The sequence below is a fragment of the Elioraea sp. genome (assembly GCF_051860475.1).
Taxonomy (GTDB): Bacteria; Pseudomonadota; Alphaproteobacteria; order Acetobacterales; family Acetobacteraceae; genus Elioraea.
Genome location: NZ_JBHYDW010000143.1, coordinates 1 through 10516 on the forward strand (window position 1 = coordinate 1; position 10516 = coordinate 10516).

The 10516-nt window shown below is 71.0% G+C and carries 12 protein-coding genes and 1 tRNA gene; 7 read left to right on the top strand and 6 right to left on the bottom strand.

Translation table 11 applies throughout. From position 1 onward, the window contains the following. Nucleotides 1-221: 221 nt before the first annotated feature. Together ACTIFU_RS19380 and ACTIFU_RS19385 are read right to left on the bottom strand one after the other, a co-directional pair. On the bottom strand, nucleotides 222-1031 hold the full coding sequence (locus ACTIFU_RS19380; RefSeq protein WP_439579963.1) for a hypothetical protein: 810 nt from the start codon (nucleotides 1029-1031) through the stop codon (nucleotides 222-224). 180 nt (nucleotides 1032-1211) lie between these two features. Continuing rightward, entirely contained in the window at nucleotides 1212-1634 is a 423-nt protein-coding gene (locus ACTIFU_RS19385; RefSeq protein WP_439579964.1) for a hypothetical protein, read from the bottom strand. 127 nt (nucleotides 1635-1761) lie between these two features. Between ACTIFU_RS19385 and ACTIFU_RS19390 the strand changes: the two genes are divergently transcribed. The 7 genes from ACTIFU_RS19390 (at nucleotide 1762) to ACTIFU_RS19420 (ending at nucleotide 7677) form a co-directional block, all read left to right on the top strand. After that, on the top strand, nucleotides 1762-2562 hold the full coding sequence (locus ACTIFU_RS19390) for a helix-turn-helix domain-containing protein (protein ID WP_439579965.1): 801 nt from the start codon (nucleotides 1762-1764) through the stop codon (nucleotides 2560-2562). 190 nt (nucleotides 2563-2752) lie between these two features. Further along, nucleotides 2753-3499 (top strand): uroporphyrinogen-III synthase, encoded by a 747-nt coding sequence (locus ACTIFU_RS19395; protein ID WP_439579966.1) that lies wholly within the window; start codon nucleotides 2753-2755, stop codon nucleotides 3497-3499. Then, nucleotides 3496-4869 (top strand): hypothetical protein, encoded by a 1374-nt coding sequence (locus ACTIFU_RS19400; RefSeq protein ID WP_439579967.1) that lies wholly within the window; start codon nucleotides 3496-3498, stop codon nucleotides 4867-4869. Before ACTIFU_RS19395 ends, ACTIFU_RS19400 begins: the two co-directional genes overlap by 4 nt. Nucleotides 4870-4881: 12 nt before the next feature. Beyond that, complete coding sequence (locus tag ACTIFU_RS19405; protein WP_439579968.1) at nucleotides 4882-6204, top strand: heme biosynthesis HemY N-terminal domain-containing protein; 1323 nt, start codon at nucleotides 4882-4884, stop codon at nucleotides 6202-6204. Nucleotides 6205-6236: 32 nt separating this feature from the next. After that, nucleotides 6237-7127 carry a division plane positioning ATPase MipZ gene (locus tag ACTIFU_RS19410; RefSeq protein WP_439579969.1) on the top strand — a complete coding sequence of 297 codons (891 nt, stop codon included), beginning with the start codon at nucleotides 6237-6239 and terminating at the stop codon, nucleotides 7125-7127. A 22-nt stretch (nucleotides 7128-7149) separates the two neighbouring features. Beyond that, nucleotides 7150-7224: transfer RNA gene (locus tag ACTIFU_RS19415), tRNA-Thr, on the top strand. Between the two features lie 129 nt (nucleotides 7225-7353). Then, nucleotides 7354-7677: a hypothetical protein gene (locus ACTIFU_RS19420; RefSeq protein WP_439579970.1), complete on the top strand. Its 324-nt coding sequence runs from the start codon at nucleotides 7354-7356 to the stop codon at nucleotides 7675-7677. Between the two features lie 45 nt (nucleotides 7678-7722). Here ACTIFU_RS19420 and ACTIFU_RS19425 read toward each other — a convergent pair whose 3' ends face one another. From ACTIFU_RS19425 to ACTIFU_RS19440, 4 genes are all read right to left on the bottom strand, one after another. Next, nucleotides 7723-8019, bottom strand: coding sequence for a hypothetical protein (locus ACTIFU_RS19425; protein ID WP_439579971.1), 297 nt, complete (start codon nucleotides 8017-8019; stop codon nucleotides 7723-7725). A gap of 109 nt (nucleotides 8020-8128) precedes the next feature. Further along, complete coding sequence (locus tag ACTIFU_RS19430; protein WP_439579972.1) at nucleotides 8129-9232, bottom strand: branched-chain amino acid ABC transporter substrate-binding protein; 1104 nt, start codon at nucleotides 9230-9232, stop codon at nucleotides 8129-8131. Nucleotides 9233-9342: 110 nt separating this feature from the next. After that, complete coding sequence (locus tag ACTIFU_RS19435) at nucleotides 9343-10056, bottom strand: ABC transporter ATP-binding protein (RefSeq protein WP_439579974.1); 714 nt, start codon at nucleotides 10054-10056, stop codon at nucleotides 9343-9345. A 20-nt stretch (nucleotides 10057-10076) separates the two neighbouring features. Further along, on the bottom strand, nucleotides 10077-10516 hold a 440-nt coding region (locus ACTIFU_RS19440), incomplete at its 5' end, for an ABC transporter ATP-binding protein (protein ID WP_439579973.1).

The following is a 10516-nucleotide window of genomic DNA, read 5'->3' on the forward strand; positions in this document are numbered from 1 at the left end:
CATGATCCGCATCATGCTCCGACGCCTCGCCGCAACCTCCTCAGCGTGAATCAGAACTTCCCGGATGGGCTCTAAGGCCACGGTTTGGAGCACCGTAGGTGGCGGGCGAAAGGCATGGCCGACAGCGTTTACAGGGATAGCTTCCAGACTTAATCGGCGAAAACCGACCTTCTGACGGGCCCGCTCCAAAATAATGACCGCCGCCTTGCTAGGTTATTCGTCTAGATTGCCTTCTTGATACACTCATCAATTACAGTGGATTTGAATATGTAAGACAGATTTGCGTGCAAATAGTCTTTTGCCCTAAGATGACCAGCATTCACACCAACCAGTCGAAACGGCCTGAAACTACCACCCTGTAGGCCTGACCCGGTTCGAATTCCCTTTTCGAGCGCGATAACTGGAGCTCCAGATGATCCGCTTGTTGAGAATCCCTCGATGAGCATTGCATCGCCCTTTACCTCGGGAAGATCTATGCCATGCCTTGGGTCACTAACGACCCATCCAACTCTAAATGTCGGTCGCATTTCTTTCTCAGAGACCCACTCTGAGTAGCTTGGGAATGCAACGATGTCACATACGAGAATTTTATCGCCAAATTCATGGCTCTGCGCTAGCGTATCATATGTAAAGACATTATCAATTTTTATTGGCGCATCTGTCATTATTTCTGTTATTATTTTTCGGAATTTGATCACTGCTATATCGTGGCACTCATTGTCAGGAAATACAATATCGTAGTGCCCATGAATGGATCTAAAAGTTTGGAGATTATCTCCAGAAAATCGCCCGATGACGTCAATGTATTCAATCTTATAATTTGAAAACCGTCTTTCCTGCATAAGATCTGATGGGAATTTATAGAATGCCTGAATTAAATGTCTGTTTGTTACCAAACATACTTCAGGTTCTGTTGGATGTCTGACAAAGAATGCCGTTCCACACTTGGTCAATCTTTGGTCCACGTCATCGACAAAGACGGTCCGAATTTGCATCGCTGCGTACAGAAACTGTGCTGGTAGGCCCGTCATTCAACCCTCACATGCAACCATGCCGGCTGAGTACGAATAGATGTGCCGATGAAGCCCCTCGTGTCCCAAGTTTCGCAGACTACCACGACATCCGCGAGGGCGACGTCATCGAGTGCTTCGAGTTGCATACCGTGCCCGCCCAATCGGGTCCGGGCCGGCGCAAGCGCCGGCCGATCCTGATCATTCAGCGCCGCGCCTGAGCGCCAGCGCCTGCAGCACGGCGAACACCGCCACCACCGCCGCCTGCGCCAGCACGAAGGCGACGCCGAGCGTGCTCGGCGCGACCCATCCGCTGAGCAGCAGCACCACGCTCGCCACCACCCAGGCCTCGTTCACGCCTACCACTGCCCAGGCGAGACCGCGGGATGGATGCGTCTGCCGCGCGAGCAGCCCGACCGCGAGCGCGAACGGCAGCAGCACGGCGCCCGCCACCGTCAGCAGCGTCGCTGGCAGGCCGAGCAGCTTCGCGAGCATCCCCGCGCCCGCGAGCATGACCACACCCGCCGCGCCGCTCGCCACGGCATCCAGCGCCAGCGCCGCGCGCAGCGACGGCAGCGCCGTCCCGCCCGCCACTCGACCCATCACCTCGTTCCGTCCGTTCATCATCCGTCTCCTTGCTCCGACGCAGCCCATCACCGCGCGACGGCCACACCCTGACGGCGCTGCGGGCAGCAAGGCGATAACCTCAGAGGTCATCGAAACCGCATCGTGCCGGCGCTAGCCTCGGCGCATGGGACAGACGACACCCGCGATCGGCACGCTGCTGCGCGATTGGCGCAGCCGCCGCCACCTCAGCCAGCTTGCGCTCGCGACCGAGGCGCGCATCTCGACGCGCCACCTGAGCTACCTCGAAACCGGCCGCGCCCGGCCGAGCCGCGACATGGTCCTGCACCTCTCGGAGTATCTCGATGTGCCGCTGCGCGAGCGCAACGTGCTGCTGACCGCGGCCGGCTTCGCCCCGGTCTTCCCGCAGCGCGGCCTCGACGATCCCGCGCTCGGTCCGGTGATGGACGCGGTGCGCACGCTGCTCGCCGCGCACGAGCCGTTCCCCGCCCTCGCGGTCGATCGCCACTGGACCATCCTCGCCACCAACCGCGCGGTCGCGACGCTGCTGGAGGGTGTGGCGCCGGCGCTGCTCGCCCCACCGGCGAATGCGCTCCGGATCGGCCTGCATCCGGAGGGCCTCGCGCCGCGCATCCGCAATCGCGCCGAGTGGCGCGACCACCTGCTCGCGCGGCTCGCCCGCCAGGTGGAGGCGACCGCCGATCCCGTGCTCGCCTCCTTGCGCGACGAACTCGCCGGCTACGCCGCGCCGGCGCAGCGGCAGCCTGCACCCGCAATGCCGCAGGTCGCGGTGCCGCTCCGGCTGGCGGTGGGCGAGGCCGAACTCTCACTGATCAGCACGACCACGGTGTTCGGCACGCCGCTGGACGTCACCCTCGCCGAACTCGCGCTCGAGACCTTCCTGCCCGCCGATGCCGCCAGTGCGGCGATGCTGCGCGCGCTCTGCTCGCCGCACGACCGGATCTGACGCAGCACCCCGCTACACTGCGCGCGCGATGCCCCGGCGCCCTGCCATCCGCCGCTGCGCGGCCGATAAAGTGATAAAGTCGTAAAGTGGTAAAGTGAGCGAAGGAGTGGGGGGCGACGCTCGCCCCCCACACCCCCCGCACTACAGCCCCATGCTTGACAGGCCGCGCCCGCCATGGCGCAGCACCGCCATGGCAGACGACCGCGCGGTGCTGGTGACGCGCCCCGAACCCGAGGCGTCCGAGACCGCGCGCCGCCTCGCGGCACTCGGCCGCCGCGCCGTGCTCGCGCCGATGCTGACCATCGCACCCGTGCCCGCCCGCCTGCCCGAGCCCGCCACGCTCCAGGCCATCATCGCCGGCAGCATGAACGCGGTGCGCGCCCTGCCGGCGCGGTTCCGCGCCGTGCCGCTGCTCGCGGTCGGCGACGCCACCGCCGCCGCCGCCCGCGCCCAGGGATTCGCGGAGATCCGCTCGGCGCAGCGTGACGCCCGCGCGCTCACCGCCCTCGCCGCCGCCACGCTCGACCCGGTCGGCAGGCCGCTCCTGCTGCCCACCCGCGCCCGCGAAGGGCTGCGACTGGCGGCCGATCTGCGCGGCCGAGGCTTTGCCGTCCTGCGCCGCGTCGTCTATGCCGCCCGCGCGGTGGAGACCCTGCCGGAACCCGCCCGCACCGCCCTCGCCGAGGGACGGATCGATACGGTCGTGTTTTTCTCCGCCTCCGCGGCCCGGACCTTCGCTAGGATCGTCGGCGCCAGCGCGGTGCCCGGGAGGCTTGGGGGGGTCACGGCGCTCGCGATCAGCGAGACGGCAGCCGCCGTGCTCGGGGATCTGGGGTTTCAGGCGGTCCGGGTCGCCGTGCGGCCCGACCAGGATAGTCTGCTCGCACTGCTTCCGATGTCCCGGAGCGGCGAGGGTGGAGGGGAGTGGTCCGGATGAGCGACGAACCCAAGCAGCCCAAGGACGCGCCGAAGCAGCCGGGGTCCGGCAAGGCCAAGGAGCCGCCGGCGCAGGCCACCAGGCCGGGCCCCGAGGCCCCGGCGCGCCGGGCCGAGCCGGTGAAGGCCAGTCCACCGACCGACGCGCCGACGCCAACGCCGCCGCCCGCCCCCCGCCCGGCCGGTGCCGAGCCCCCGAGGCCCGAGGCGCAGAGGCCCGAGGCGCAGAGGCCCGAAGCGCAGCGGGCGGAGCCCGCAAAGCCGATGCCGCCGAAGCCGGAGCCCCCCAAGGCCGGCCCCGGGCCGGAGGCCGGACCCGCGGCACCGGCCGCAGCACCGCCGCCACCGCCGCCGGCGCGCACGGGCGCGCTCTGGGTGGCGATCGTCGTGCTCTTCCTCGGACTCGCCTGGATGGTGATCGACCGGCTGTCCGGACCCTCGGCCGACCCGGCGCTGGCGGCTCTCGCGAGCCGGCTCTCCGCCCTCGAGGGGCGCCCGGCGCCGACCGCGCCGCCCGACCTCCGGCCCCAGTTCTCGGCGCTCGAATCGCGCGTCGCCGCCGCCGAGTCGCGCGCGGCCGCGGCCGCCGCGCTGGGCGACCGGCTCTCGGCGCTTGAGCGCGCGGTCTCCGCCGCGCCCGACGGCCCCGCCTCCGACGCCGAGGCACGCACCGCGCTGGCCGCGCTCGCCAACCGGGTCGCGCAGCTGGAGGCGCGCCCCGCCGCCGAGCCGCCGCCGCCCGATCCTCGCATCGGCGAGCTCGCTGACCGGATCGCCGCGCTCGAGGCCCGGCCGGTACCGCAGCCCCCGCCGCCCGACCCGCGCATCGCGCCGCTGACCGAGCGTGTCACGGCGCTGGAGGCGCGGCCCACCGCCGAGGCCCGGCTCACCGCGATCGAGGCCCGGCTCGCTGCCTTCGTGCGCGCCCATGCCGCGCTGGAGGCGGGCCGTCCGCTTGGCCCGGCGCTGGCGGCCCTGCCGGCCGACGTGTCCGTCCCGGCGAGCCTCGCTGCCTTCGCCGAGCGTCCTCCGCCGACCGCCGCCTCGCTCCGGCTCCGTTTCGCCGAAGCCGCCCGCGCTGCCCGCGAGGTGCGCGAACCGGCCGAGGGCGACCTGCTCGAGCGCGCGGGCGGGCGGATCGCCGGGCTGGTGACGATCCGGCGGGGCGACACCGTGCTCGTCGGCGACGCGACCGCGAGCGTGCTCACCGAGGCCGAGCGGCTGCTGGGTGCCGGGGACATCGCCGGCGCGGTCGCCGCGCTTGCCGCGCTGCCGCCGCGCCCGCTGGCGGCGGTGTCCGGCTGGATCGCCGAGGCCCGCGCGCTGCTCGCCGCGCGCGAGGGCCTCGCGGCCCTTGCGGCCGGTCGCTGAGGAGGGCCGCCGATGCGTCGCGCCCTCGTCGTCCTGCTCGTCCTCGCGCTCGCCGCCGCGGCCGCGCTCTGGATCGCCGACCGTCCGGGCACGGTCGCGCTGTCGGTTGCCGATCTTGCGGTCGAGGCGCCGCTCTGGCTGGTCGGTCTCGGCCTCGCGCTGCTGCTGATCGTGTTCAGCGGCCTTGTCTGGCTGCTCGCGCGGCTGCGCGGCTGGCTGCAACGACGCCGCCTGAAGCGCGCGCTGCGCCATCGCGACGACGGCGACGCCGCGGTGGTCGCGGCCCTGGAGGCGCTGGCTGCGGGTGACGGCCCAGCCGCGCTGAAGAACGGCCGCAGGGCGCGCAAGCTGCTCGGTGACACGCCGCTGACGCTGCTGCTGACCGGGCACGCTGCGCGCGCCGCCGGCGAGATCGAGACCGCCGAGCAGTCATTCCGGAGCCTGGCGGGCCGCAAGGGCGCCGGCGCCTTCCTCGGCCACCGGGGGCTCGCGCAGCTGGCGGTGGAGCGTGGCTCGCAGGGCGAGGCGGTGGAGGCGGCCAAGGCTGCCCTCTCGCTGCGGCCGAATGCGGGCTGGGCGCAGGCGATCGCCTTTGGTGACTCGGTGCGCCACCATGACTGGCAGGGGGCGTTGCGCCTGCTTCCAGAGGCGCGCGGGGATTCCGAGACCGGCTACCGCCGCGCGGCACTGCTGCTCGCCGCGGCCGGGGAGGAGACGGACGCCACGGCGGCGCAGCGCCTGGAGGAGGAGGCGGTTTCGGCCGCGCCGGGGCTCGCGCCGGCGCATGCCGCGCTGGTACGCCGGCTGCGCGCGGCGGAACGGACGCGTGCGGCCGACAAGGCGCTGGAGCGCGGCCTCGCTGCCGCCTCGCATCCGGTGCTGGCGGCCCTTGCGGTCGAGGCCAGTCCGGGCGAGCCGAAGGGGTCGCGTGCCCGCCGGGTGGCGAGCCTGGCCGGCCAGGTCGGCGGGGCGGAGATGGCGCTCGCCGCGGCCCGCGCGGCGCTGGAGGCCGAGCAATGGGCCGAGGCGCGGCGCTGGGTCGAGCGCGGACGGGCGGGCGGGCTCGAGGACAGGCGGCTGCACGTGCTGCTGGCCGAGCTCGCCGAGCGCGAGTTCGCCGGCACCGAGCGGGCGCGCATCGAGGCCGAGGCGCACTGGCGCGATGCGGCGACCGCGCCGGCCGAGCCGGTCTGGACCTGCACCGCCTGCGGCGCGACCCAGCCGGAATGGACGCCCGCCTGCACCAACTGCGGCACCGTGGGCTCGCTGCGCTGGGGCGAGGCGGCGGCGATCGCGCCGCGCCTCGCGCTGCCGGCGCCGATCCCGGGGCTTTGAGCGCGGTCGAGTCGGCGAGTATCTCGACGGCCATGACGGTGATGCAGCGGATCGCGGTCGAGCAGCGGCCGCACGTGGTGGTGCTCGGCAACGAGAAGGGCGGGTCGGGCAAGTCGACCGCGGCGATGCATGTGATCGTCGGGCTGATGCGCGAGGGGTATCGCGTTGCCGCGCTCGACCTCGATGCGCGCCAGGGCACGCTGCTGCGCCACCTGGAGGCGCGCGCTGCGTTCAGCGCCGCGCGCGGCGTCGCCTTGCCGCAGCCGGAGGCGCGCGCGGTGCACGCAAGCCGCGCCGAGAGCCGTGCCGCGGCGGCGCAGGAGGATGAGGCGGCACTCGCCGCGGCGATCGCCGGGCTCTCGTCCGCCGAGGTCCTGGTGATCGACTGTCCCGGCGCCGATACGCCGCTGAGCCGCGCGGGCCACGCGATTGCGGATACGCTGATCACGCCGATTAACGACAGCTTCGTCGATTTCTCGATGCTGGCGACGGTCGATCCGGACGACCATCGGGTGATCAGCCCGTCTGTGTACAGCGAGATGGTGTGGGAGGCGCGCAAGGCCCGCTTCGCGCGCGACCGCGGGCGGCTCGACTGGATCGTGATGCGCAACCGGCTGGGTGCTGCCGAGGCGCGTAACAAGCGCGATGTCGGCGCCACACTGGAGGCGCTGGCGAAGCGGATCGGCTTCCGCACCGTGCGCGGCTTCGGCGAGCGCGTGATCTTCCGCGAGCTCTACCTCCAGGGCCTGACGCTGATGGATCTGAAGGAGGCCGGGATCGCCGGCGGGCTGTCGATGAGCCATGTCGCTGCGCGCCAGGAGGTGCGCACGCTGCTCGCCGCCATCCGCAAGGGGCCGCCGGGCGATGTGTGGGGGGCGGCGCGGCAGGGCGCGGCGCTTGCGCCGGCCGGCGCGGGGTCGTAGAACGCGGCCCGTTCCGGGGCGCGCCGACATAGCTCAGCGGTAGAGCAACTGATTCGTAATCAGTAGGTCCGCGGTTCAAATCCGCGTGTCGGCACCACCTGCAATTGATCGCGCTGCCGCCTGCCTCCCGATACGCTCGCGCGCCGCTCCGCCCTCGCCGGGGCCTTGCAGACCATGGGGTGCGGCGGCGTCTTGAGCACAGCGCGACGCTGCGATGGAGGTGAGCATGGATCGTCCCCCTCCCGTGATCACCGGCTCCGATTTCTGGATCAAGGTGATCGAGATGCTTCAGCAGAACTGGGCCGTGATTGAGCCAGAGCAGTCCGGCGGCGTGCGCGTGTACTTCATCGACGACGGCGGCGGGGTATTCGACGAACTGGCGTTCCCGTCCGCCGACGCCGCCGCCAAGGCGCTCACCCGCAACGGGTTCGACCGCTACGCGCTGTCGCCGGATCTGCAGCGGCTCGCCCTGCCGCCGTCGCCGCCGTTCGGTTGGCGCGAGCACCCGAACGGCCCGATCTACTCGTCCGGACGGTTCTGGCGATCCTGACCGCAGGCTCGGCCGGAGCGCGGCGATCACCCGGCCCCCGCCGCCTCACGTGATGCTGAGCAGCGTCAGCCAGGCCAACGCGATGATCCGCGTCACCAGCACCGCCTGCGGCGTCTCCTGCGACCGCGCCGCCGACCGCCAGATCGCCACCAGCACGAACACGTTGTACGGGATCGACATCACATAGCCGACGAAGAAGGCCGCGAAGGGCTGATCCACCGAGACCAGATAGAATGTGCCGGCGGTGGTCAAGACATTGAGCACCAGCGCGATCAGCACGCCCCAGGTCCAGAACGTCTGTTCGAACGGCACCTCGCCGCGCCAGAGCCTGAGCAGCACCATCGGTGCGACGATCCCTCCGTGTCCGGAACGAAACGGGGCCCGGGAAGGCTCCCGGACCCCGCCTCGCTACACGCCGCTTCACCGATCGGCAACGGCTGGCGCGGCAGGCTCACATCTCGGCGTAGGTGCCGCCGCGCCAGACATAGAACACGTAGTCCGGCACGGTCGGGTCACCCTTGCCGTCGAAGGTGGTCTGGCCGAGCACGCTGTTCCACGGCCCCTGCGCCTTCAGCACCTCGGCGATCCGGCGCGGATCCGTCGAGTTGGCCTTCTTCGCTGCCTCGGCCCAGATCTGGATCGCCGCATAGGTGTAGAGCACATAGCCCTCGGGATCGATGTTCTTCGCCCGGAACTTTGCCACCACGTCGGCGGCCGCGGGGCGCTTGCGCGGATCGGACGAGAACGTCATCAGCGTGCCCTCGCCCGCGGCACCGGTGATCTGCCAGTACTCGTTGGTCACCAGGGCATCACCGCCGATCGCGACCGCGCGCAGGCCGCGCTCGCGCATCTGGCGCACGATCAGTCCGGCCTCGGTGTGGTAGCCGCCGAAGTAGACGACATCGATGCCGGCCTGCTGGAGGCGGCTGACGATCGCCGAGTAGTCGCGCTCGCCGGCGACGTAGGCGAGGTAGAGCGTCTCCTGCACGCCCGCGGCATTCATCGCCTTCTTCGTCTCGTCGGCCAGCCCCTTCCCATAGGCCGAGTTGTCGTGGAGGACCGCTACCTTCTGGCCAGGGAAGTTGCGCGCGATGAAGGTGCCCGCGACGATGCCCTGCTGGTCGTCGCGGCCACAGACGCGGAAGGTGTTCCAGCCGCCCTCGTCGGTGAAGCGCGGGTTGGTGCTGGCCGGGCTGATCTGCAGCACGCCCTCCTCGAGATAGACCTTCGAGGCCGGGATCGAGCTGCCCGAGCAGAAATGCCCGGCGACGAAGCGCACGCCGCGGCCGGTGAGCTGGTTCGCCACCGACACGGCCTGGCGCGGGTCGCAGGCATCGTCGCCGACTTCGAGCACGAGCTGCTGGCCGAGCACCCCGCCCGCCGCATTGATGTCGGCCACCGCCTGCTCGGCACCGGCGCGCATCTGCTCGCCGAACGCGGCGTACTGGCCGGTCATCGGCCCGACCGTTGCGATCCGGAGCTGCGCCTGGGCGAGCCCGCTGCCAGCCACCAGCGCGGCCGCGCCTGCGGCCGCCACCAGCGTCCTTCTGAACATGGAAGTCTCCCTCCGTCTGCTGTTCCTGGCCGCGGAACGCGGCCGGTGCCACAGCGTAGTGAACCGGACGGCCGGCGGCAAAGAGGGAAAAGTGCGGCCGATCCCCGGGCTCAGGCCCGGCCGCCCTCCAGATAGGCCGCGCGCACCTCCGGCCGCGCGAGCAGCTCCGCGCCGGTGCCCGTCATGGTGATCCGCCCGTTCACCAGCACGTAGCCGCGATGGGCGAGGCGGAGCGCGTGATAGGCGTTCTGCTCCACCAGCAGCACGGTCAGCCCGGTCTCGCGGTTGAGGTCGCGGATCGCGGCGAAGATCTGCCGCACCACCATCGGCGCGAGGCCGAGCGAGGGCTCGTCCAGCAGCAGCAGGCGCGGCCGGCTCATCAGCGCGCGCGCGATCGCCAGCATCTGCTGCTCGCCGCCCGAGAGCGTGCCGCCGCGCTGGCCGAGCCGCTCCTTCAGGCGCGGAAACAGCGCGCAGACCTTTTCCAGATCCGCGTCGAAATGCGCGCCGTTCAGCACCTCCGCGCCCATGCGCAGGTTCTCGAGCACGGTCATGCGCGGGAAGATGCGCCGCCCCTCGGGCGCATGCGCGATGCCCTGGCGCATGATCAGATGCGTGGGCCAGCCGGTGATCTCGCGCCCGTCATGCACGATCCGGCCCTCGCGCGGCGCGGGGCTGCCGCAGATCGTCATCATCAGCGTCGACTTGCCCGCACCGTTCGCGCCGATCAGCGTGACGATCTCGCCGTGGCCGACCGTCAGCGAGACGCCGCGCAGCGCCACGATGGCGCCATAGGCGGTGGTGACGTCCTCGACCGCGAGCATGGCGCCGTTCGCGGCCGTGCTCACTCCTGATGCAGCGCCGCGTCCACCGCCAGCGCCTCCTCCTCCTCGACGCCGAGATAGGCGGCGATCACCTTCGGATCGTCGCGCACCTGCGCGGGCGGCCCGTCGGCGATCTTCTGGCCGTAGTCGAGCACGACCACGCGGTCGCTGATCTGCATCACCACGCTCATGTCGTGCTCGATCAGCAGGATCGAGGTGCCCTCGGCCTTGATCGAGCGCAGGAGCTCGTTCAGCTCCTCGCTCTCGCGCGGATTGAGCCCGGCGGCGGGCTCGTCGAGGCAGAGGATCACCGGCTCCATGCACATCGCGCGCGCGATCTCGAGCCGCCGCTGCGCGCCGTAGGGCAGCGAGGCCGCTGGATCGTCGGCGCGCGGGGTGAGGCCGACGCGGTCGAGCCAGGCGCGCGCGCGCTCGACCGCCGCCGCCACGCGCGTCTGGA